The sequence below is a fragment of the Roseovarius pacificus genome (genome assembly GCF_900142665.1).
GTDB classification, from domain to species: Bacteria; Pseudomonadota; Alphaproteobacteria; order Rhodobacterales; family Rhodobacteraceae; genus Roseovarius; species Roseovarius pacificus.
Genome location: NZ_FRBR01000003.1, coordinates 37,253 through 58,739 on the forward strand (window position 1 = coordinate 37,253; position 21,487 = coordinate 58,739).

Annotated in this window: 22 protein-coding genes and 1 riboswitch; of the genes, 4 read left to right on the top strand and 18 right to left on the bottom strand. The window is 61.6% G+C overall.

Annotation, left to right across the window (positions count from 1 at the left end; all coding sequences use genetic code 11):
* Positions 1-4 precede the first annotated feature (4 nt).
* The 6 genes from BUB53_RS07500 to BUB53_RS07525 all read right to left on the bottom strand — a co-directional run bounded on the left by BUB53_RS07500 (position 5) and on the right by BUB53_RS07525 (position 6,335).
* A complete protein-coding gene (locus BUB53_RS07500; protein ID WP_073034101.1) occupies positions 5-931 on the bottom strand; it encodes a 3,5-dioxohexanoate:acetyl-CoA acetone transferase in 927 nt (308 codons plus the stop codon).
* A gap of 9 nt (positions 932-940) precedes the next feature.
* On the bottom strand, positions 941-2,293 hold the full coding sequence (locus BUB53_RS07505; protein ID WP_073034102.1) for an aminotransferase family protein: 1,353 nt from the start codon (positions 2,291-2,293) through the stop codon (positions 941-943).
* A 4-nt stretch (positions 2,294-2,297) separates the two neighbouring features.
* Entirely contained in the window at positions 2,298-3,371 is a 1,074-nt protein-coding gene (locus BUB53_RS07510; protein ID WP_073034103.1) for an ABC transporter ATP-binding protein, read from the bottom strand.
* A gap of 115 nt (positions 3,372-3,486) precedes the next feature.
* The gene (locus BUB53_RS07515) at positions 3,487-4,629 is read right to left on the bottom strand and encodes an extracellular solute-binding protein (RefSeq protein WP_073034340.1); all 1,143 of its coding nucleotides are present in this window, start codon (positions 4,627-4,629) and stop codon (positions 3,487-3,489) included.
* 54 nt (positions 4,630-4,683) lie between these two features.
* Positions 4,684-5,469 carry an ABC transporter permease gene (locus tag BUB53_RS07520; protein WP_073034104.1) on the bottom strand — a complete coding sequence of 262 codons (786 nt, stop codon included), beginning with the start codon at positions 5,467-5,469 and terminating at the stop codon, positions 4,684-4,686.
* A complete protein-coding gene (locus BUB53_RS07525) occupies positions 5,469-6,335 on the bottom strand; it encodes an ABC transporter permease (protein ID WP_073034105.1) in 867 nt (288 codons plus the stop codon). Before BUB53_RS07525 ends, BUB53_RS07520 begins: the two co-directional genes overlap by 1 nt.
* Before the next feature lie 99 nt (positions 6,336-6,434).
* Here BUB53_RS07525 and BUB53_RS07530 point away from each other — a divergent pair, with 99 nt between their 5' ends.
* On the top strand, positions 6,435-7,403 hold the full coding sequence (locus BUB53_RS07530; RefSeq protein ID WP_373285771.1) for a LysR family transcriptional regulator: 969 nt from the start codon (positions 6,435-6,437) through the stop codon (positions 7,401-7,403).
* 12 nt (positions 7,404-7,415) lie between these two features.
* On the opposite strand, the gene BUB53_RS07535 is transcribed toward BUB53_RS07530, so the two are convergent.
* The 12 genes from BUB53_RS07535 to BUB53_RS07590 all read right to left on the bottom strand — a co-directional run bounded on the left by BUB53_RS07535 (position 7,416) and on the right by BUB53_RS07590 (position 18,603).
* The gene (locus BUB53_RS07535) at positions 7,416-8,078 is read right to left on the bottom strand and encodes an adenosylcobinamide amidohydrolase (RefSeq protein WP_073034107.1); all 663 of its coding nucleotides are present in this window, start codon (positions 8,076-8,078) and stop codon (positions 7,416-7,418) included.
* The gene (locus BUB53_RS07540; RefSeq protein ID WP_073034108.1) at positions 8,075-8,833 is read right to left on the bottom strand and encodes an ABC transporter ATP-binding protein; all 759 of its coding nucleotides are present in this window, start codon (positions 8,831-8,833) and stop codon (positions 8,075-8,077) included. Before BUB53_RS07540 ends, BUB53_RS07535 begins: the two co-directional genes overlap by 4 nt.
* A complete protein-coding gene (locus tag BUB53_RS07545) occupies positions 8,830-9,810 on the bottom strand; it encodes a FecCD family ABC transporter permease (RefSeq protein WP_073034109.1) in 981 nt (326 codons plus the stop codon). Before BUB53_RS07545 ends, BUB53_RS07540 begins: the two co-directional genes overlap by 4 nt.
* The gene (locus BUB53_RS07550; protein WP_073034110.1) at positions 9,810-10,655 is read right to left on the bottom strand and encodes an ABC transporter substrate-binding protein; all 846 of its coding nucleotides are present in this window, start codon (positions 10,653-10,655) and stop codon (positions 9,810-9,812) included. The genes BUB53_RS07545 and BUB53_RS07550 overlap by 1 nt, the downstream gene beginning before the upstream one ends.
* Before the next feature lie 11 nt (positions 10,656-10,666).
* Positions 10,667-12,658, bottom strand: a complete 1,992-nt coding sequence (locus BUB53_RS07555; RefSeq protein ID WP_073034111.1) for a TonB-dependent receptor plug domain-containing protein — start codon at positions 12,656-12,658, stop codon at positions 10,667-10,669.
* A 132-nt stretch (positions 12,659-12,790) separates the two neighbouring features.
* Positions 12,791-13,009: riboswitch (cobalamin riboswitch) on the bottom strand.
* An 88-nt stretch (positions 13,010-13,097) separates the two neighbouring features.
* Complete coding sequence (locus BUB53_RS07560; RefSeq protein WP_073034341.1) at positions 13,098-13,556, bottom strand: hypothetical protein; 459 nt, start codon at positions 13,554-13,556, stop codon at positions 13,098-13,100.
* Positions 13,557-13,846: 290 nt separating this feature from the next.
* Positions 13,847-14,968, bottom strand: coding sequence for a beta-ketoacyl-ACP synthase III (locus tag BUB53_RS07565; protein WP_073034112.1), 1,122 nt, complete (start codon positions 14,966-14,968; stop codon positions 13,847-13,849).
* A gap of 114 nt (positions 14,969-15,082) precedes the next feature.
* Positions 15,083-16,042 (bottom strand): 2-hydroxyacid dehydrogenase, encoded by a 960-nt coding sequence (locus tag BUB53_RS07570; protein ID WP_073034113.1) that lies wholly within the window; start codon positions 16,040-16,042, stop codon positions 15,083-15,085.
* A complete protein-coding gene (locus BUB53_RS07575; protein WP_073034114.1) occupies positions 16,039-16,380 on the bottom strand; it encodes a tRNA-binding protein in 342 nt (113 codons plus the stop codon). The genes BUB53_RS07570 and BUB53_RS07575 overlap by 4 nt, the downstream gene beginning before the upstream one ends.
* A complete protein-coding gene (proC, locus tag BUB53_RS07580) occupies positions 16,373-17,188 on the bottom strand; it encodes a pyrroline-5-carboxylate reductase (protein WP_073034115.1) in 816 nt (271 codons plus the stop codon). The genes BUB53_RS07575 and proC overlap by 8 nt, the downstream gene beginning before the upstream one ends.
* A gap of 93 nt (positions 17,189-17,281) precedes the next feature.
* The gene (locus tag BUB53_RS07585; protein WP_073034116.1) at positions 17,282-17,782 is read right to left on the bottom strand and encodes a type III secretion system chaperone family protein; all 501 of its coding nucleotides are present in this window, start codon (positions 17,780-17,782) and stop codon (positions 17,282-17,284) included.
* 575 nt (positions 17,783-18,357) lie between these two features.
* Positions 18,358-18,603, bottom strand: coding sequence for an accessory factor UbiK family protein (locus tag BUB53_RS07590; RefSeq protein ID WP_073034117.1), 246 nt, complete (start codon positions 18,601-18,603; stop codon positions 18,358-18,360).
* A 96-nt stretch (positions 18,604-18,699) separates the two neighbouring features.
* Between BUB53_RS07590 and lgt the strand changes: the two genes are divergently transcribed.
* The 3 genes from lgt to pgeF are packed head-to-tail and all read left to right on the top strand — an operon-like array spanning position 18,700 to position 21,400.
* Positions 18,700-19,587: a prolipoprotein diacylglyceryl transferase gene (gene lgt, locus BUB53_RS07595; protein WP_073034118.1), complete on the top strand. Its 888-nt coding sequence runs from the start codon at positions 18,700-18,702 to the stop codon at positions 19,585-19,587.
* Positions 19,584-20,648 carry a class I SAM-dependent methyltransferase gene (locus tag BUB53_RS07600; RefSeq protein ID WP_073034119.1) on the top strand — a complete coding sequence of 355 codons (1,065 nt, stop codon included), beginning with the start codon at positions 19,584-19,586 and terminating at the stop codon, positions 20,646-20,648. The genes lgt and BUB53_RS07600 overlap by 4 nt, the downstream gene beginning before the upstream one ends.
* A complete protein-coding gene (gene pgeF, locus BUB53_RS07605; RefSeq protein WP_073034120.1) occupies positions 20,645-21,400 on the top strand; it encodes a peptidoglycan editing factor PgeF in 756 nt (251 codons plus the stop codon). The genes BUB53_RS07600 and pgeF overlap by 4 nt, the downstream gene beginning before the upstream one ends.
* Positions 21,401-21,487: the final 87 nt, after the last annotated feature.

Genomic DNA, 21,487 nt, shown 5'->3' on the forward strand with positions numbered 1-21,487 from the left:
GGGATCAGATCGCCGTCCTGTCGCGGCCTTTCAGGCCCAGCATCGCACGCGCGTCCTCGGGCGAGGCCACCGTGCGCCCCAGATCTTCGACGATACGACGAATCCTGGCGACCTGCTGCGCGTTGCTTTCGGCCAGTTGTCCGCGTGCGATGCTCAGGCTGTCCTCCAGCCCCACACGGACATGCCCGCCCATGGCCGCCGCCATGGTCGTCAGCGGTATCTGATGACGCCCCGCAGCAAGAACCGAGAACATGTAATCGCCGCCAAACAGCTTGTCCGCGATGCGGATCATGTGCGTCAGGTTCTCCGGGTCCGGCCCCATCCCGCCCAAAACGCCAAAGACAAATTGAATGAACAGCGGCGCACGCACCAGTCCGCGGTCCACGAAGTGTTTCAGCATATAGAGATGAGACAAATCATAACACTCGAACTCGAAACGTGCGCCGCGCTCTTCGCCCAGTTCCGTGAGTATGCGGGCGATATCGCGGGGCGTGTTCTTGAACACCAGGTCGTCGGTGCCTTCCAGAAACGGCTTTTCCCAGTCGTTTTTCCAATCGCTGATACGGTCGGCCATAGGGTAGAGCGCAAAGTTCATCGAGCCCATGTTGAGCGAGGCCATTTCCGGTTCGGCCCGTTTAGGCGCGGCCAGTCGCTGATCGAGGGTCATGATCGCGCTCCCGCCCGTGGACAGGTTCAGCACCGCATCGCAGGCCTGATGAATACGCGGCAGGAAGGCCATGAAGTGTTCTTCCGCGGCCGAAGGCTGCCCGGTTTCCGGATCGCGTGCATGCAGATGCAGGATGGAGGCCCCGGCCTCGGCCGCACCAACGGCCTGTTCGGTGATTTGTTCGGCGGTGACCGGCAGATAGGGCGACATCGACGGAGTATGGATCGACCCCGTGACGGCGCAGGTGATTATAATGCCTGACATGGGCTGTCCTTATGCGATCTTGTCCAGTTCGGGCCGGATTTCATCCGTGAACTGTGCCAGCGACGTGTCCAGCATCTCGGTGATCTCGTCGAGATGCGTTTCAGTGACGATCATCGGCGGCGCAATGATGATATGATCACCCTCGACCCCGTTGCGTGTACGGCGCGAATAGACGATCAGCCCTTTGTCATATGCAATGTTCACGAAGCGGTCGAACGCCTTGAGGTGTTTGGGCAAAGGGGCCTTGGTGCCCCTGTCGGCCATGAATTCGAACGCCGTAAGCAGACCCATACCGCGCACATCGCCGATAATGGGATACCGCTGCATCAGCCCGCGCAGGCGCTCCATCAGCTTTTTGCCCATGACAGCGGAGTTCCGTGTCAGTCCCTGCCGTTCGATTTCGTCGATCACTGCAACGCCGGCGGCGCAAGCCAACGGATTGCCAGCATAGGTATAACCGTGCAGGAACCCACCCTGATCCAGCACCGCCTCGACCAGTCGCTCATGCGCGGCCATGGCGCCAAGCGGTACGTAACCTGCGGCAAAACCTTTGGACATGACGATGATGTCCGGCTCCAGCTTCCAGTGGTCGCACGCCAGGAACCTGCCGGTGCGCCCTGCTCCGGTCATGACTTCATCGAGGATCAGCAGAACATCATGCTTGCGGCAAATTTCCTGCACCCGCTCCATATATCCCTTGGGGGGCGGCAGCGCCCCTGTCGAAGCCCCGCCAACGGGTTCGACGATAAACGCCAGAACGCTGTCGGGCCCTTCTTCGAGAATCTTCGCTTCCAGCATATCGGCATAGTGATGGCCCGTCGCCTCATCCTCCGGGTCCAGCCCATCGAGATAGGCGCGCGGCGCGGGCACCTTGGGCATAGCCTGCATCATCGGATCGAACGGCTTGGTCAGCGGATCATACGAGGTGATCGCCAGCGCCCCGAGAGTGCAACCATGATAGCTGGGCGCGCGGCTGATGATTTTCCAACGTTTTTCCTGCCCGATGGCCAATGCATACTGACGCGCCAGTTTCATGGCCGATTCCACGGCTTCCGACCCGCCGGAAACGAAAAACACCCTGTTCAATCCCTCGGGACAGATCGCCGCCGTCTTGGCCGCCAGATTCTCCGAGGCTTCGGTTTCGAAATGCAGCCGGTAGCCAAAGGTGGATTTCTCCATCTGGCGGCGCATCGCCTCGAGCACGTTTTCATTCGAGTGCCCGATATTGCAAACCATCGCGCCGCTGGACCCGTCCAGATAACGCTTGCCGTCCACATCCCACATATAGACGCCACGGGCCTGATCCAGCACCGGGCGGCGTTGGCGCCCTTGATAGAACAGGTGGCTTGGTCGTTCAGTCATTTCCTTACCCCGGCAAAGCGGCACAATCCTGCGGCCGCAGATGCAGATTGACCTGATCCCCTTCATTGAAAGGATGGCCGTCGATCATGTTGATGGCCTGCAGTTGCGTGTCCCCCGCCCGCACGAAATAGCGGACGGCCTGCCCCTGATAATCCACCGTTTCCACCGTCGCCGGGACGGATACACCCCCTTCGGGGGCAGCGTCCTGCGACAAGTGCAGTTTTTCAGCCCGGACCACCAGTTTGGCCGGTCCCTGCCCCTCGATACGCGGCGCCTTGTCGGCAGGGATGGCAACCTGCCCGAAGATCGGCGCGTCGACCGTCACCGATCCACCGCCGATGGCGGTGCATTGACTGTCAAAGATGTTGGAGGCCCCAAGAAAATTCGCCACGAATTCACTGGCCGGAGTGTTGTAGACCTCTTCGGGCGCCCCGACCTGTTCGACCCGTCCGGCAGACATCACCACGATCTGATCGGACATCGCCAACGCTTCGGACTGGTCATGGGTCACGAAAACCGTGGTCACGCCGATACGTTCCTGAATGCGCTTGAGTTCGACACGCATGTCTTCGCGCAAGTTGGCATCGAGCGCGGAAAGAGGCTCGTCCAGCAACAGAACATCGGGTTCGATCACGATGGCACGGGCCAGTGCGATACGTTGCTGCTGCCCTCCCGACAATTCCTTGGGATAACGATGCGCCACATGCGGCAGTTGCACCAGTTCCAGAGCGTCCGAGACCCGTTTGGGAATTTCGGAGGCAGGTACATTACGGTATTTCAATCCGAATGCCACATTATCGGCCACCGTCTTGTGCGGGAACAAAGCATAGTTCTGAAACACCAGCCCCAGATTGCGCTTGTGAATGGGCACGTCGTTGACGCGTTTGCCGCCGATCAGGATTTCGCCCTCGGTCGGGTCCAGCAAACCGGCGATCATCCGCAGGTTCGTCGTCTTGCCGCAACCGGACGGCCCCAGAAGCGTGACAAACGCCCCTTCGGGAATTTCCAACGACGAGCGATGCACAGCGGTGAAATTGCCGAAACGCTTGACGATATTGTTCAGGGTGACGGAACTCATCGGCGGTGTCCTCGCTCAGGCGTCATGGGGTCCCGCCCCGGGCATGAACCCGAGGCCTCGCGGTTCGGTCCGAGGCCCCGGCGCAAAGGCCGGGGCGGGGTTTTGATTTCAGGCATCAATAACCCTTCTGAACGCGGCCGAAGGTCTTGGACCACTCCTGCTCGTTGCCGTTCCAGTAGGCCGGATCGGCAAAGGTCAGCCCTTCCAGCGTGCCGGTCGGATCGAACGCGGGCAGGGTCGGAATCTTGTCGCCAAGGTCCACTTTCTGCGGATCGAGGGCGGGCGGATAATTCTGCCCCTCGGCCACCGCGATCGACGTTTCTGGCGCCAGCATGAAGTTCAGCAGCTCTTCGCAGGCCTCCATCGGGCTACCCTTGATCACGAACAGGCATTCCTGCCAGCCCATGCCGTTGGGCGGGTCGATATACCCCATGTCATGGCCCTGATCCTGCAAGGCGTAAATACGGCCCGACCAGCCTTCGGTGACATAAACTTCTTCCTCGGCCAGCAGGCTCATCAGTTCAGCGCCCGACCCCCAATATTTCAGGCTGAGATCGCGATGCGTGCGCACAGCATCCCAGGCTGCGTCGATATCTTCGATGTTGTTCGGGTCCTGACCGGTTTGCAGGGCGGCATACCACAGGCGGGTGCGCCAGTCGCTCCAACCGGCGATCTTGCCCTGGTAGGCCTCGTCGATCAGCAGCTTGGCGCCTTTTTCCCTGGCTTCGTCATCCGAGATATGCTTGCGGTTATAGGCGATCCCGGTGGTGCCATAGTCATAAGGGACGCAGGACAGCTTGCCATCGGTCACGCCGCGGAACACGTCAACCAGTTTGGGAATAACGTATTGCAGATTGGGGATGTTATCCTCGTTCAGAACGGTGGACAGGCCCAGATTGTGATAGCGTGCATAGTCGAATACGCCCGACAGGTGCGCGATATTGTATTCGCCCTCCTGGCTGGCCTTCACGCGGCTCAGGTATTCATCGCCCCCGCCGAACGTGCCGTCGACAACCTCGATCCCTGTCGCCTCGGCGTAGGGGTCGAAGGCATATTCACGAAACGCCTCGGACACGACACCGCCCCAGCCGTCAAAGCGAACCTGCTTGACCCCCTGAGCGTGGGCAAACCTGGCAAAGGGCGTCTGCACCCCATAGGCCAGACCGGCCGCGCCGATCAGCCCTAGGAATGAACGACGATCCAGATCGCCGTTCATATACCGTTCGCGCAGGCGCTCATAGCGGGTTGTATTGTCCATTTTTCTGGTCATGTGTTTCTCCTTGTTGGAATGGTCCTGAATATCCGGGCGGTTCTAGTTGCCGCCCTTGGTTGAAAGTTTGCGGGCAATGGCCAGCCCCAGCAGGGGCAAGCCCACGGTCATCACGATCATCACCGTTCCCAATGCGTTGATCTCGGGGCTGATCGAGTTGCGCAGCATGGCGAAAATCTGCGTCGGCACGGTTTCCACCCCGCCCGGTTTCCAGAACAGCGTGCCGGTAATGTCGTCGAAACTGATGGTGAAGGCGAACAGCGCCCCGGCCAGAACCGCAGGCAGCATCAGCGGCAACGTCACCTGAAAGAACGTCTGTTGCGGGCTTGCGCCAAGGCTCATCGCGGCCTCTTCCACATCCCGCTTGATGCTGACCAGCCGCGCCTGCACCACCAGGATCACGAAAGGCAGCGTGAAAATCACGTGGCCAAGCAGAAGCAGCGTGAAACTCTTGTTGATCTGAAGGAAGTTCAGGAACAACAGCAGCGCCACGGCCAGCACCACCTCGGGCACGAGGATCGGCGCGATCAACAAGGTCGAGATCAGATTTGCCCCTGCCACGCGATACCGTACCAGCGCCAGACTGGCCAGAACCCCCAGGGTTGTCGAAATCAGCGCCGTCAGAAGGCCCAGAACCACCGACGTGCGAAAGGCCCGCAGGATCGCTTCGTTCTGCGCCAGTTCCACGAACCAGCGGAAGGAAAACCCTGTCATCGGAAAACTGCCGAACTGGCTGGCATTGAAGGACAACAGGACCACGACCGCCACCGGCAGGAACATGAACAGATAGACCAGTACGGTCCAGGCGCGAACGATCTGCCACCCCATCAGCCCAAGCCCTTCATCAGTTGCGCCATGCCCAGATAGCGGTTGTAGATCAGCACCAGCGCCCCCAGCACCACCAGCAACATCAGGCTGAGCGCCGAACCGAGCGGCCAGTTGAGCTGTGTGATGATTGCCTCGAACACGAGGTTGGCGAACATCGCATCGGTCGGGCCGCCCAGAACCAGCGGCGTGATATACGTGCCCGCGCCCAGCACGAAACACAGCAGCCCACCAGCGGCCAGACCGGGCAGCGACAAGGGCAGGGTCACCTGCATAAAAGCTTGCCAGCGGGTCGCGCCCAGGGAATTGGCCGCGTCCTCCAGATTGGTGTCGATTCCGTCGAGGCTGACGAAGACGTTCAGCACCATGAAGGGCAGCAGGAAATGCACAAGCCCCAGAATGACCGTGGTTTCGTTATACAGCATCTGGATCGGTTCACTGACGATCCCCAGAGCCATCAGCGCCGAATTGAACGCTCCCGAAACACCCAGGATGTTGATCCAGCTCATCGTGCGGATGATGTAGCTGATCCAGAACGGCAGCATCAGGAGAAGCAGCAAAATCCCCTTGTTGCCCTTCGACCGGGCGATGAAATACGCCGCCGGATACCCCATCACCGCGCAAACCACCGTGGTGATCGCGGCAATCTTGAGCGTATTCAGGAGAATGTCGCGGTAGAACGCATCGGTCAGGGCCTCTTGCCAGTTGTCCAGAAAGAACCCCACCTGATCCGCACCCGTCGCCGTGCGCAGCCAGAAAGAATAGATCATGATAAAAAGCAGCGGCACGAACAACAGCAGCGCCACGGCCGTCAGGGCCGGTGACAGCAAAATCCACGGTTGTCGCGCCTCGCGGGCTTCGACCGACATTTAACTCCCCTTGTCCTCGGCCCGTTATCACCGAGCTTGATTTGACGATGCAAAGCGGGCAATCATTAATCAAATAGATATTCAGAATTGTGACTATTGATGAAATCAATGAATCCCTCGGACAGCGCCGACCGGCTGATGCGCGAACTGGACTGGAACCTGCTGCGCAGCTTCGTCGTACTGGCGCAATCCCGCTCGGTCACCGAAGCGGCACACAAGCTGCGTCTGACACAGCCTTCCGTATCGACGGCCCTTAAACGGTTGGAAGATCGCGTCGGGCGCCGACTGATCGACCGCAAACCGGGGCATTTCGAACTGACCGAGGCAGGGCAGGTGCTTTATCGCGAAGCCATGGACATTCAGGGGTCGATTTTGCGCCTTTCTACCCTGATGCGTGAAATGACCGACGAGGTGACAGGCCATGTGCGCATCGCCCTCGCCTCGCATGTGATCTGCCCGCTTTTCGATCAGGTGCTGGCCGAATTCCATGCCGAGCACCCCCACGCCACCCTGTCGATCGACGTGCTGTCCTCGGCCGAGGCGGTAAACAGCGTCTCGGGCCGGTTTTCGTCGTTCGCCGTCTGCCTTGTGCATCGACGGAACCCGAAACTCGAATACCTGCGCATCTACCGCGAGTTCTTCGGCCTGTTCTGTGGTCCCCCACACCCCCTGTTCGGGCGTGAGGGGCTGGTACGGGCCGATCTGGCTGGACACTCCGCTGTCAGCTTTGAAACCGACAGGCTACAGGATGCACTGAAAGCCGTAACCCTGATGCGCGCCGAAGCCGATATGGGCGAACTGGTTGTCGGTACGTCCAGCCACCTCGAGGAAGTGCGCCGCATGATCATCGCCGGGCTCGGGATCGGCCCCTTGCCCCTGCATATTGCCAAACGCGATGTTCAGGACGGCGTCATGTGGCAACTTCCCCCATACCAGAACGCACCGGCCATCGACGTGCATATCGTGTGGAATCCCAAGGCCAGCCTGAACCGGGCCGAGCAATCCCTGCTAAATCGCCTGCTGGAAACAGTAGAAGCCACACCGATGGAGAACCGCACCTATAGCTGAAGGCAGTCCAACCTAGGTCGCCACCGAAATTCTGGCTCCGATACTCGCCATCCAACCGCGCCCGCCCTCGAGCACGGCAGAATACACCGCGCGACCCGCGGCCTCGCCGATTTCAGTATGCAGCCCTGCATAGGTTTCACTGCCAGGCGGAGCCGCGACGGCCACGCAATCCGTGCCGGTTCCGGTAGCCCGTCCGACCGAAAGCGGCAGGTCCAGATCCATCACCGCAGCGGTGCGCGCCTGTGTGGCGATGCTCATCAATTCCAGAAAAGCGGACTCACTCAGACCACTATTCACTTTCAGCGCCACGTTGATTGTACCCCACTCGACCAAGGGCCGCTCCAGCCGATGCCCGACACGTTCGGCATTCGACAGTCCAACCGTTGCGATAACCTGCGCATGTGCATTGCCCACCACCGCTTCGGACCGCTGATAGCGCCGAATGTCGCAAGAGGTCAGAAACGCCACGGCATCGCACGCCCCCCGCGCCGAAAGGTGCCCCTCCAGCCAGTCGGACACATCCACATCGGGCCGCAGATCGGAATTGTGTACCTCTCGCCAGAGGATGCGCCGCGCGCTCACGCAACCGGGACGGTTGATGGACCAACTCAGCACCCGCATCTCGGCGCCAAGATCGAACTCCAGCCACGGATGATTCAGAATGAGATCGCTCACCGGATTACCTCGAGCGGTTGACAAACCGGCCCCTGCTCCGTGTCCTGATACCACGCGCTGATCCCGAACACCTCGGCCAGTCGCTCGGGCGTCAGCACATGTGCCGGGCAGCCATCGGCGATCAGGCGGCCCTCACTCATCAGGACAAGGCGCGTGCAATGACGCGCAGCAAGCCCCAGATCGTGCAGGGACACCAGCGAGGATTTGCCCTGTTCCGCCAGCCGCGCAAACGTCTGCATGGTCGATATCTGATGCGCCGGATCCAACCCGGCAACCGGCTCATCCGCCATGACAAAAGGCGTATCCTGCGCCAGGGCACGGGCAATCAGAACGCGCGCCTGCTCTCCTCCGGAAAGGCGTGTGGCGGCCCTTTGGCGCATGTCGTCCAACCCCATCCAACGGATCGCCGCATCCACCTGAGAACGGTCATGATCGGTGGGGCTGGCCAGTGCCCCGACATGCGGCGTTCGGCCCAGCATGACCAGCGTTTCAACCGTGACGGGCCATGCGATCTCGCGCTGTTGCGGCATCCATGCGACGGCCATCGCCCGTTCGGCCAGCGGCATCGCAGCAAGCGAACTGTTCCCGACAAACGGGATCAGACCGAGGGCCGCGCGCATCAGCGTCGTCTTGCCCGCCCCGTTCGGACCGATCAACCCGATGAACTCGCCTTTGCCTACGGACAGCGATACGTCACGGATCACGTCGCGCCGACGCAAGGTGACCGACAGGTTGCTTAGCTCCATCACCGTCATATCCGCGTCCCCCGCAGCTTGAGGATCAGATGCAGGAACAACGGTGCGCCGACCAGTGCCGTCAACACACCCAGCTTCAGGTCGCGTTCGGGCAGCACGATGCGCACCGCGATATCGGCGGCCAACAGCATTGCCGCCCCGCCAAGCGCCGATGCCCACAACAGCCGCCCCGGCCTGCCGCCCACCAGGGGCCGCAATACATGCGGCACGACCAGCCCGACAAAACCGATGGCTCCGGCTACCGCCGTTCCCGCCCCGACGATACAGGCGGTGCCGATGACAACCGCAAGCCGCAACCGCCCCATGCTGATCCCCATCGCCTCGGCGGCATCCTCACCCAGGGTCATGGCATCAAGGCCACGGCCAGTTGCAGCCAGCAAACCGCCACCGATCACCATGAACGGCAACGCCAGCCACACATGCGTCATCGAGCGATCTGCCAGCGATCCCATCATCCAGAACACGATCTCGCTGGCGGCAAAGGGATTGGGCGACAGGTTCAACACCAGCGAGGTCAGCGCCCCGGCCATAGCCGATACCGCAATACCCGCCAGTATCAGCGTGAGTGACGTGCCTCGCGGTCCGGCCAACGCCACGACCACCAAAACGCCGCCCAAGGCCCCGGCCAATGCCGCCATTGGCAAGGCCAGCGCAAAGGCCGTGGCCGCCCCGGTCTGAATTGCGATCACCGCCCCCAGAGCGGCAGAGCCCGACACACCGATCAAGCCGGGTTCGGCCAGGGGATTTCGCAAATACCCCTGCATCGCCGCCCCCGACACCCCCAGACCGGCCCCGATCATCACGGCCAACAATGCGCGTGGCAGGCGGATTTCACGCATCACCAGTGCCTGTGGGCTTTCATCCATCGTGAACAGGGCGCTGAGACCTTCCCACACGCCGATCCCCGCCGGTCCGATCAACAAAGAAGCCGCAAACAACACGAACACGAGAAGGACAAGAGGCAGCACCAGTCGCATTACCGATCCGCTCCCGTCATACCACGTCGGGTCCGAGCCAGATCTTCGACGGCTCGTAACACATAGGGTGTCCCGCAAACCCAATCCTGATCGGTCATGGCCGTCATCGTCGAACCGCTCCGAAACGCCCCAAGCACAGGATGATCCAATATCTCCTCCGAGCGCGATCCGCCCGGATAACGGCGCGCGGCAATCACTGTTTCGGGGGCGATCATGGCCAGCATCTCCAGCGGCATCTTCATGCCCGCACGATACCCCGCTTCGTCTGCGGCATTGGCAAACCCGGCGGCCAACAGGATTTGCCCGGCCAGAGTCTGATCCCCCGCCGTATAACCGTTGGCATAATACAACGCTGCACGCGGGCGATCTGACATGTCCTCTTGCAGGGCGGCCAGCCGGACATCGAATTCGGCCACCATGGTTTCGGCGACAGCCGGACGCCCCAGAACCTCGCCCATCTGCACGAGTCTTTCACGTATATCGGCCAAGGTGCGCGCAGGCTGAAACACGGCCACCGGCACGCCAAGGCGTTCCAGCATTGAAACCGTGCTGTGCGGCGTCCACGTTCCGGCAACCACCAGGTCGGGTTGCAAGACATAGATTTCCTCGGCCAGCCCGTGGTTCATTCTGTAGTTCCCGGCCTGACCGGCCATGGCGGATGACCGGGGATCGCTTGCCACATGCGAAACCGACAAAAGCTGACCGGGTGCGGCCAGCATCATCGCCAACTGATCGGTACACAGGTTGATCGACACGACACGACCCGGCGCATCGGCCTGCACCGGTTGCACCGCAGCCACAAAAAGGGCCACGGTGCCTGCCAGTATCCTTTGGATACGCGTCATGCCGATCCTTTTCAGAACTTCGCCGCCACACCGAAATAGACGGTACGCCCCTGTGTGGCATAGCCTTCCAGTTCTTCGTACTTCTCATCCAGAAGATTCGATATCCGCCCCGTCAACTGGACACGGTCATTAATATCATGGGTGAATCCAAGATTGACCACGGTGTAATCATCCAGCTTGATCCGGTCGAAATCATCGCTCGGGACACCGCCTGGCAAGAAGCTCGCCGTTTTGAAGTTCGTATCGTAGAGGCCCGCGACATGGGTTACGTCCAGTCGAAATTGCGTTCTGTCATTGGGCAGGCGATAATCCACCCCAAGCGACAATTCGTGTTCCGGGCGCCGCACCTCGACAGCGGTCATACGCGCCATCACAGGGACGGAAACCGGCTCGTTCGCATCCAGCCATGTATAGCCGAGTGACACACCAAGCCGGTCAGTCACGTCCAGACTGGCCGACACTTCCAGCCCACGCCGATCGCTTTTCCCATCGTTGTTCACCGGGACGGTCTTGCCGATCGCCGGATCGAAGCGCGAGCCGATCTCGTCGGTCAGGGTTTCGTCAAACCAAGTCACGTCGATCACGCCGCGACCGTCCAGAAACTGCTGCTCGATCCCGATATCCCACCCCTCGCTTTGCTCCGGCTTCAGGTTCGGGTTGCCCGCGAAATCCGTGGCAAAACCGAACTGCTCGATCAACGTGGGATTCTGCACCCCGGTACCATAGGACGCATGCAAACGGGTCGTTCCGTTCGCCAACAGGTACGACGCGCCAAGCGAATAGGTGGTGAAGTCGCTGAACTTGTCATTTTCGTCATGCCGCATACCCGCCTGAATAGACAAGCCGTTGGTGAAATCGCCCTGATATTCCAGTGCATACGCCACCTGCTCCTGCTCGCGCTTGACCAACTGTCCGGGCATGAAAACGATACTGGCATCGTTTTCACGATAGGTCAGCCGCTCGAATTCGGCAGCGAAACTCAGCTTGTGATTGGAGGCATCCAGCGTCGCGGCATCCAGCGCAAGCGTAGCCTGATAAGCGATTTTGTTGCGCGTGCCCGTGTTATCCTGATCCTTGATTCCAGCGCCATTGCGGCCCTGCTGGTCGATATGGGAGAAGGAATAGGTCAGCCGGTTCGACAGCCGACCGCCCCAAAGCTGTGCATCGGCGAAAAGCGCGCCATAGGTTTCCTGCGTCTCCGACTGCCCGATCCCGTCTGTCACCAAAGCCGCCCGTGTCGGGGCTGCGTAATTGAAGATGTCGATATCAGTGCGCCGGTCCACATAACGCAAAGTGCCGCCGACCGTCACGGTGTCGGTCAGGTAATACCGTCCGTTCAGGTTGTACGTGACGTTCTGGCCGCCATCGTCGAGACCGCCCGGGTCGCCGGAAATGTCGAACCCGCCATAATCGCGACGCGCGGTCGAAAAACTCAACTCTCCACGCGCGCCCCTGGCTCTCAGAGCCGTCTCGATATTCGTGCTCCCGTCTGATCCCACTTCAAACGCTGCGCGCCCTGTTACCCCCGGTTCGGTCGCACGCTTGGTGGTGATCGAAATCACCCCGCCGATCGCCTCTGATCCATAGAGCGCCGATTGAGCCCCGCGCAGCACCTCGATCCGCTCGATATCGGAGACAACCAGCCCTCCGAAATCGTAATCTCCGGTTTGCTGCGCCGCGACCTCGATCCCGTCGATCAGTACAAGCGTGTGGTTGCTTTCGTGGCCACGCAATCGCACAACCGTCTGCCCTCCCAATGTACCCGTTTGAGAGACCGATACCCCCGGCACGGCGCGCAGCGCTTCGGAGACATGCGCCACCCCGCGCGCCTCGAGGTCTTGGGCGGTGATCACGGTCGCGGCACGCCCATATTTGGACGCGCTCACCGGCGCGAGGCCACCGGATACGATGATCGGGTCGAGGTCGATAACCTCTTGCGCAAACGTCGTTTGTGCCGACAGCGCGGACCCCGTCAGTAGAAATACCAGAAATTTAAGGTGCATGTTTTTTGCCCCTTCCTTGGCCGTACCGGCCCGTTTCGAACGACAGTCGTAAGGAAGAAGACACTCCTCCGCCGACGGTGAAATATCACCAATGACGGAAAATTCCGTTGTCCAGCGCGCGCCCCGCGCCCGGACAGGGTGATCACTTCGGCAGGTCTCCTGACTTGCGGGTCATGGCTTGGCCGGATCGTCTCGCCGTGATGCAGGCCAAGGCAATGACATTGGTCCGGCTTCGCTCGCCGCCTACAGTTGCGGGGGCAGTCGCGGAATTGGCACCGGTAACGGCGCCGCACCGTGTTCCCTTTTCACCGGACGGAAAAAGCCGCCCGGACCGAAGCAAGGCGATATGTAAACCGAATCGAATATACGGGAAAGCCCAAAGGCGGCAGTGTGATGTCTGATTCCGCCGGAAACGGCACCGGCCAGAACGCCATGATCCTTAGCCGGTTTCTTCTTCGAGATGCAGTTTCATATCGATCAGAACCTGCTGAAGCTGCGTGGTTTCGCGCAGCAATCTCTTGGCCTCGTTGACCGTGATGACGCCGTCCTCGATAGATTGCTGGTATTCCGCCATCAACATGGCGAACCGCTGAGACAGGGCGATGACATCGCTGTTCACACCGCCCGATCGCTCGGTGTTCCGGCGCTCCGAGTTGAAATTCAGCCCGATCCCCTGCAATTCTGCCAAAGCACCGGTTACATGCGGATAGGCGGCGGCCTCTTCCAGAGCCGCGACGGCGTCAATCGGCATAAAGCGGTCTGCGTGCTCTTCATGGTCGGAATAATAACGCCCCAAGGTTGCCTTTGACTTGCCGGTCAACTGGCATGCCGGTTCGATTCCCACGTCCTTGACCAGCGCCTCGGTGTGCTTCTTGAGGTAACTTCCAATTGTCGACATACACTCATCCTTACAGGTGCCCGCCTTGGCGGGGAATCCCAAGGGGGTTTTCCCATTTAGCGCTTTATCTCGAAATGTAACTGATAACGCAATCCCGTGGTCGTTCAGGGCCGGGTTCTGAATGCCCCGCAACCCCTTGCGGGGCGGGGGTGGGGTCAGGGTTTTGGCCCGGCCCTTGCCAATTGCGCATCTGTCATCCCCGGAAGGCGACTTCCAACAGGTGTGCACAGGCGGGGCCGGACCCCACCCCACCTTGATCATCCAAAGCCCCTCGCAGCCGAAAATTCCGATCAGGCCCTTTCCAACAGAACAGACCCGACGGAATAACCAGCCCCGAACGAACAGATCAGGCCGTTATCCCCGCTCTCAAGGTCATCGGAGTACCTGGAAAACGCGATGATCGACCCTGCGGACGATGTATTGGCATAGTCCTGAAGAATATTCGGCTGCTCTCCGGGAGCGGGCACACGCCCCAGAACTTTCTTCCCAATGAAATCGTTCATCGACTTGTTGGCCTGATGCAGCCACAGACGCCGCAATTCATCGGGCGCAACATCGTCCTCCTCCAGATGCTGCGCAATATGACGCGATACCAGCGGCAGCACCTCCTTGAACACCTTGCGCCCCTCTTGCATGAACTGCATATCACGCCGGTCCGCCATTCCGTCGGGACGGGTACGGCGCAGGAAGCCATTGTTGTTGCGGATGTTATTGGAAAACTGCGTCGCACAACGGGTCGAGCGGATCACAAAATGCGCACCGTTTGCATCTTCGGCCCGTTCCAGCACCACGGCGGTGCAGACATCGCCGAAAATGAAATGACAATCGCGATCACGCCATTCCAGATGGCCCGAACATATCTCGGGGTTCACCACCAGCGCACGGCGCACCGACCCTGACCGGATCATATCCGCCGCCGCCTGAATGCCGAACGTGGCCGAGGAACAGGCCACGTTCATGTCGAACGCAAAACCGCCTGCACCCAGCAATTGCTGTATCTCGATCGCGATCGCCGGATAGGGGCGCTCGTGGTTCGAGGCGGCGCAGATCACCAGATCGACCTCGCCCGCATCGCATCCGGCCTGATTCAACGCTTTGCCGCATGCATCCAGTGCCATTTCGGCCATGATCGAAGGCTCATCATCGCTGCGCTGACGCAGCAGCGGGTGCATGACTGCGGGGTCCAGAACCCCGGTCTTGTCCATCACATAGCGCTGTTCGATCCCGGATGCCCTGACAATGAACTCGGGCGACGACACTCCCTTGGCCTCGACCTCGCCCGCAGCAATGGCCGCGGCATTCTGGGCGTTGAACGCCTCGGCATAGGCGTTGAAGGTCGCGACCAGTTCTTCATTGGTGATGACCTGGTCGGGCGTGAAAACCCCGGAACCTGTGATCGCAGGCTGAAACATCGGCGGACCTTTCCAAAACGTCCCGCAAGATCAACGCAGCCCTGCCCCCGCGTCAAGTGTGACGACGCGGCAGGGTATCCCCGAACCTGACGACCGCATTGATCAGGGTGGCCTTCAGGATATCAGGTTGGGAGGCGTTTCGCCATTCAGGGCCGCGCTCAGGTTTTCCACCGCCATCAGCCCCATCGCCTCGCGCACTTCCAGCGCTGCCGTTCCCAGATGCGGCAAAAGCACGACATTCTCCAGGGCTCGCAGGGCATCGGGCACCTTCGGCTCATGCTCGTACACGTCCAGCCCTGCCCCTGCGATCTGTCCGCTCCCAAGAGCGGCAATCAACGCGGCCTCATCCACGATATCACCGCGTGCGATGTTGACGAAATGCGCCGTGGGTTTCATCGCGGAAAACAGATCGGCGCCGATCAGGTGATGCGTCTCGACCCCACCCGGCACCGCCACCACCACAATATCCGCCTTGGCGGCCAGATCCTGCATCGTTTCGGCACGGTCGGCGTCAAAACCCAGATCCTTTTCGGAGCGATTGTAATAGATGACGTTCATGCCGAACCCGAAATGACATCGGCGCGCGATGGCCTGACCTATCCGGCCCATACCGATAATGCCCACCGTCTTGCCCGTCACGTGCAGGCCCAGCATCTGCGTCGGATGCCATCCGGCCCAACCACCGGCGCGCACCAGCCTTTCACCCTCTCCGGCGCGGCGCGCACTCATCAGGATCAGCGTCATGGCGATGTCGGCGGTCGCGTCGGTGACCGCGCCCGGCGTGTTGGTCACCATGACCCCGGCGGCCCTGGCGGCAGCCACATCGATATGGTTATAACCCACCCCGAAATTCGCCAGCACCTTGCAGCGTGGACTTTCGGCATCGCGAAACACCTCGGCCGAGAACATATCTCCCAGCGTCGGCAGCACCCCGTCATAGAGCGTCAGGGCGGCGCGCATCTGGCCGATCTTCAGCGGTGCGGTATCGTGGCGCACTTCGACCTCGTCGAACAACGCCCGCGCCCGCGTGAGAACCGCCTCGGGCAGCGGGCGGGTCAGGTAAACACGGCTCAATGCATTCTCTCCCCGTTGGGAATGTTACTGTCAGGCCCCAAAAGCACGATATCGCCATTCGTATCCGACAGGCCCAGAACCAGAACCTCGGACATGAAGGGCCCGATCTGGCGCGGCGGGAAATTGGTCACGGCGATCACCTGCCGCCCCTGCAATTCCTCGGGCGTGTAATGAGCGGTGATCTGGGCACTGGTTTTCTTCTCGCCCAATTCGGGGCCGAAATCGATCCACAGCTTGATCGCTGGCTTGCGCGCCTCGGGGAAGGATTTGGCGCGCACCACGGTTCCCACACGGATATCGACCTTGAGAAAATCCTCGACACCGATCGGATCAGTCATTGCGTAACTCCCTTGAACGGTCGGCGGCGGCCCGGACCGTATCTGTCATCAATGGCGGTAAGCCATTGTCTTCATTCATCAAAACCTCAAGCCCCGCCTGCGTCGTGCCATTGGGGCTGGTGACGTTGACCCGCAACTGCGCGGGCGTTTCATCGGCGGCCTCCGCCAGAGCCCCGGCCCCGGCGACAGTCGCCTTGGCCAGTTGCATCGCCAGATCGGGGGCCAGCCCTTGCGCCTCACCTGCACGGGCCAGACATTCGATCATGTGAAACACATAAGCCGGGCCGGAGCCGGACACGCCGGTCACCGCATCCATCTGGTCCTCGTTATCAAGGCGCACCACCTGCCCCACCGAGCTGAGCAGTTGTTCGGCCATGTCCAGATGCCCGGCCTTTGCATGGTCGTTCCCGATGACGGCGGTGATCCCGCGGCCCACGGCAGCGGGGGTGTTGGGCATCGCGCGGATGATCGGGCTTTGCGCGCCAAGTGCTTGTTCAAAAGAGGAAATCGGCGTTCCCGCAGCGACCGAAACGAACAGGGTTTCGCCGTTTCCCATGGCCGCGATGGCGGGCAGGGCATCGCCCATCATCTGCGGTTTGACGGCGATCAGGACGATGGCAGGGGTTTCGGGCAGGTCGGCATTGATGTGAACGCCACGGGATTGCAGCCAGTCCGACGGGTTGGGGTCGATCACCCAGACCGATCCGGCGGGCAATCCGCCATCGAGCCAGCCTTGCAGCATGGCCGAGCCCATCTTGCCACACCCCAATAAAACAAGGCCTTTGCGGGCCAGGTCCTGCATATCCATGACTAATTCCCTCTTGCCTGTTCGCAAAATTCCCAAGGCAAGAGATACGCGGGGCGCCGGGTCTCTGCAATGGCGCCCTGCGGGGTGGTGGGGTCAGGCGCGGCCGTAGGCTTCGGCAATGGCGGCCTGAATAGCGTTCTTCGGATGCTGGTCGCCCCAGATAACCAATTGAAATGCCGGATAAAATCTCTCGGCATTGGTGACGGCGGCACGGATCAGCGTATCGACCTGTTCGGGGCTGACGGATTGCGCGCCGGTCATCACCAGACCGTAGCGATAAACCATCAGCTTCTGCTCGGCCCAATAGGTGAACGCGCCGGCCCAGCACTGATCGTTCACATCGTTAAGTATATGATATAACGCAGGAATTTTATCCTCTGGCGGCTCCATTTCAAAGGTGCAAACCATGCGCAGGGTTTCGTCATAAGCCGACCAGGCGAGGGTGATGGAGTAGGTGCGCCACTGGCCCTCGACCGCCATGGCGATCTGATCGTCAGCGATCCTGTCGAAATCCCACTCGTGGTGTTCGGCGAGATATTCAACGATATCAATGGGATGAAGGTCTTCTTGCAAGAACTGCTCGGACAATGCCATGGCGCCACCTCGTTTTTTACGTAGCGCCGGGGCTTGGCAGCGCCCCAAGCGCTAGGTGCCTGCTCAACAGACAGGGGAGAATTCCGCCTGTCCTACTAAATATGGTGCGCAGTTTGGAAGCACCTGTAAAGCTATTTGTTGGGGATAACCGCAATAAGTTGTGGATGACTCAAAAAAGGCCGCAAGATCAGGCACCTTTTCTGCCCAACCGCACACGCCCCCTGCCGTTTCGTACAAAACGTACGATGTGTACGCGGGTTTTGTACGAAACCGAGGGGCCTGAAGGGAAGGTGCGTCCATTGTGGACGCAAACCGGACGCCGGGCGGTCCGAAGCAGCCTGCCCGGCCAGTTCGACCGCCTGCCGGACGACACCCCGGCCCGGTCGGGCCGCGCGTTCAATCGCTGTCTTCAGGTCGGTGAAACCCCTGCCCCGGCCATGTTCCCTGGCCGGTCCCCCTGTGGGGTGCAGATCATATTCGAAGCCAGTGAAGGGGTCTTGCCATGCCGGGCTGAAATTCCGGCATGGAAACCGCCCTCCCCGGATCACGCAGGGGGGGCGGGCCGCGCGAGGGGATTACTTCGCGGCGTTTTCCAGCGCTTCGATCCGGGCCTTGAGGGTCTCGTTTTCCTCGCGGGCTTTCTGGGCCATGGCGCGGACGGCGTCGAATTCCTCGCGCGTGACGAAATCACGGTCGGCCAGCCAGCGGTCTATCATGGATTTCATGGCCGTTTCGGCCTCGTTCCGGGCGCCCTGGGCCACGCCCATGGCGTTGGTCATCAGCTGCGAAATGTCGTCGAGCACCTTGTTGCGGGTTTGCATGGGTTTCTCCGGCGTTACGTTCACCCCTATATGAGCCTTCGTATCCGACGGGACAAGGATTGACTTCCCCGCGCAACCAGAGGCACAGAGACGCATATGCAGGCCATGATCCCCTTCCCCGAAATTTCGCCCGAGATTTTCTCGATTACCGTGTTTGGCATGGAGTTCGCGCTGCGCTGGTACGCGCTGGCTTATATCGTGGGCATCCTGATCGGCTGGCGGCTGGTGGTGGCCGCGGTCAAACGGCCGCATCTGTGGCGCGGCGACGCGGCCCCGATGGATGTGCGCGCGGTCGAGGACCTGCTGACATGGGTCATTCTGGGCGTGATCCTGGGCGGGCGGCTGGGATTCGTTCTGTTCTACCGGCCCGCCTATTATCTGGAGAACCCCGCCGAGGCGCTGCAAATCTGGCAGGGGGGCATGTCGTTCCATGGCGGACTGCTGGGTGTGGTGACGGCCTGTATCCTGTTTTCACGGCGGCGCGGCATCCCGTGGCTGTCGGTGGCCGATGTGCTGTGCATGGCCACCCCTGCGGGGCTGTTGCTGGGCCGGATCGCCAATTTCATCAATGCCGAACTGTGGGGCAAGCCCACCGACCTGCCCTGGGGCGTGGTGTTTCCGGGGCACTATGCGCAGGACTGCCCCGGAGTCGAAGGACCGTGCGCGCGCCATCCGTCGCAATTGTACGAGGCCGGGCTGGAAGGGCTGTTGCTGGGCGCGATCCTGCTGTGGCTGGTCTGGCAGCGCGGGGCGCTGAAACGGCCCGGTCTGGTGACCGGCGTGTTCTTTGCGGGCTATGGGCTGTCGCGTTTCGTGGTCGAATTCGCCCGGCAGGCGGATGCGCAGTTCATCACGCCCGACAACCCGATGGGCTGGGTCGTGCAGGCGGGCGGCATGGGCCTGAGCATGGGGCAGCTCCTGTCGCTGCCGATGGTGGTTCTGGGGCTTGGATTTGCCCTGTGGGCGCAACGGACCAGGGCATGAGCGGGCTGCGCGACATCCTGATCGCGCGAATCGTGGCGCAGGGGCCGATGACGCTGGCCGACTACATGGCCGAATGCCTGCTGAACCCCGAGCATGGCTATTACGCCACGCGCGACCCGTTGGGCGCGGGTGGCGATTTTACCACCGCGCCGGAAATCAGCCAGATGTTCGGCGAATTGCTGGGCCTGTCGCTGGCGCAGGCGTGGCTGGATCAGGGCGCGCCCGCGCCCTTCACGCTGGCCGAATGCGGCCCCGGACGGGGCACGCTGATGGCCGATGTGCTGCGCGCCACGCAAGCCGTGCCGGGGTTTCACGATGCGGCGCAGGTACATCTGGTGGAGGCCTCGGCCACATTGCGCGATGTGCAGCGCGACACGTTGCAGCGCGAGGGCGTCGTTTGGGTGGAGACCGTCGAAGACCTGCCCCAACAGCCGCTGGTCCTGCTGGCGAACGAATTTTTCGACGCCCTGCCGGTACGCCAGTTTCAGCGTGACGGCGAGGGCTGGCGCGAGCGCTGCGTCGGGGTGAGGGACGGGGCGCTGACCCTTGGGCTGACCGACCGGCAACAGGCCCCGCAACTGGCGCATCGGCTGGACGACACGCGCGATGGCGATATCGTGGAATCGTGCAGGCCCGCCGCCCATGCGGCACAGGGAATCGGCCAGCGCATCGCTGGCCACGGCGGCGCGGCGCTGATCGTGGATTACGGCGACTGGCGCTCGCTTGGCGATACGGTGCAGGCGGTCCGCGATCACAAGGCGGCCGATCCGCTGGCCGATCCGGGGCTGGCCGACCTGACCGCGCATGTGGATTTCGAGGCGCTGGCACGGGCCGCCGCGCCCGCGGCGCATACGCGCCTGACTGCGCAGGGGGTCTTCCTTGAACGGCTCGGGATCACGCCCCGTGCCCAAAACCTGTCCAGGGGGTTGAGGGGCGCGGCGTTGGAAAGTCATATTGCGGCACATCGGCGCTTGACCCATCCGCAGGAAATGGGGACGCTCTTCAAGGTGCTTGGCCTTTATCCCGAAGGCGCGAGCCCGCCACCGGGATTGGAACCATGACGCTGGAGATCATCACCGCCGACAGCCTTGCCCCCTTGCGGCACGGGTTCTTTACCCGGCGCGGCGGAGCATCGTCGGGGGTGTTCTCGGGGCTGAACTGCGGCCCCGGATCGTCGGACCTGTCCGAGATCGTCAGCATCAATCGCGCGCGCGTGGCCGAAGCACTGGAGGTTTCGCCCGATCATCTGGTGACGGTGCATCAGGTGCATTCCGCCGATGTCGTGACGATAGACGGCCCGCTGAGCGAGCGGCCCCGCGCCGATGCTCTGGTGACGGCCACGCCCGGCGTGGCGCTGGCGGTGCTGACCGCCGATTGCCAGCCGGTTCTGTTTGCCGATCCGCAGGCGGGCGTGATCGGGGCGGCCCATGCGGGCTGGCGCGGGGCGCTGGACGGTGTGCTGGAGGCCACGCTGGACGCGATGGAGGCGCTTGGCGCGGCGCGGGAAAACATCACGGCGGTGATCGGCCCCTCGATCAGCCAGCGCGCCTATGAGGTCGGCCCCGAGTTTCTGGACGATTTCATTGCCGAAGATCCCGCCAACTCCCGGTTCTTCGCCAATGGCGAGGGGGATCGGTATATGTTCGACCTGCCCGCCTACGGGCTGCACCGGCTGCGGCGTGCGGGGGTGGGACAGGCGGAGTGGACCCGGCACTGCACCTATTCCGATCCGGCCCGATTCTTTTCCTACCGCCGCACGACCCACGCCAGGGAGGCGGATTACGGGCGGATGATATCGGCCATCCGGCTGTGAATCGGGCGAAGACGGGGCAAACCCGACCACAAGTTCGCCCCATTTCATGGAAACAATGCCGGATTGCGAACCATGGATGCCCCGTTG

Coding starts and splice junctions, on each gene's coding strand:
- BUB53_RS07500 (WP_073034101.1), bottom strand. CDS start 931: ATGTCAGGCATTATAATCACCTGCGCCGTCACGGGGTCGATCCATACT.
- BUB53_RS07505 (WP_073034102.1), bottom strand. CDS start 2,293: ATGACTGAACGACCAAGCCACCTGTTCTATCAAGGGCGCCAACGCCGC.
- BUB53_RS07510 (WP_073034103.1), bottom strand. CDS start 3,371: ATGAGTTCCGTCACCCTGAACAATATCGTCAAGCGTTTCGGCAATTTC.
- BUB53_RS07515 (WP_073034340.1), bottom strand. CDS start 4,629: ATGGACAATACAACCCGCTATGAGCGCCTGCGCGAACGGTATATGAAC.
- BUB53_RS07520 (WP_073034104.1), bottom strand. CDS start 5,469: ATGGGGTGGCAGATCGTTCGCGCCTGGACCGTACTGGTCTATCTGTTC.
- BUB53_RS07525 (WP_073034105.1), bottom strand. CDS start 6,335: ATGTCGGTCGAAGCCCGCGAGGCGCGACAACCGTGGATTTTGCTGTCA.
- BUB53_RS07530 (WP_373285771.1), top strand. CDS start 6,435: ATGAAATCAATGAATCCCTCGGACAGCGCCGACCGGCTGATGCGCGAA.
- BUB53_RS07540 (WP_073034108.1), bottom strand. CDS start 8,833: ATGACGGTGATGGAGCTAAGCAACCTGTCGGTCACCTTGCGTCGGCGC.
- BUB53_RS07545 (WP_073034109.1), bottom strand. CDS start 9,810: ATGCGACTGGTGCTGCCTCTTGTCCTTCTCGTGTTCGTGTTGTTTGCG.
- BUB53_RS07550 (WP_073034110.1), bottom strand. CDS start 10,655: ATGACGCGTATCCAAAGGATACTGGCAGGCACCGTGGCCCTTTTTGTG.
- BUB53_RS07555 (WP_073034111.1), bottom strand. CDS start 12,658: ATGCACCTTAAATTTCTGGTATTTCTACTGACGGGGTCCGCGCTGTCG.
- BUB53_RS07560 (WP_073034341.1), bottom strand. CDS start 13,556: ATGTCGACAATTGGAAGTTACCTCAAGAAGCACACCGAGGCGCTGGTC.
- BUB53_RS07565 (WP_073034112.1), bottom strand. CDS start 14,968: ATGTTTCAGCCTGCGATCACAGGTTCCGGGGTTTTCACGCCCGACCAG.
- BUB53_RS07575 (WP_073034114.1), bottom strand. CDS start 16,380: ATGACTGATCCGATCGGTGTCGAGGATTTTCTCAAGGTCGATATCCGT.
- proC (WP_073034115.1), bottom strand. CDS start 17,188: ATGGATATGCAGGACCTGGCCCGCAAAGGCCTTGTTTTATTGGGGTGT.
- BUB53_RS07585 (WP_073034116.1), bottom strand. CDS start 17,782: ATGGCATTGTCCGAGCAGTTCTTGCAAGAAGACCTTCATCCCATTGAT.
- BUB53_RS07590 (WP_073034117.1), bottom strand. CDS start 18,603: ATGCAAACCCGCAACAAGGTGCTCGACGACATTTCGCAGCTGATGACC.
- lgt (WP_073034118.1), top strand. CDS start 18,700: ATGCAGGCCATGATCCCCTTCCCCGAAATTTCGCCCGAGATTTTCTCG.
- BUB53_RS07600 (WP_073034119.1), top strand. CDS start 19,584: ATGAGCGGGCTGCGCGACATCCTGATCGCGCGAATCGTGGCGCAGGGG.
- pgeF (WP_073034120.1), top strand. CDS start 20,645: ATGACGCTGGAGATCATCACCGCCGACAGCCTTGCCCCCTTGCGGCAC.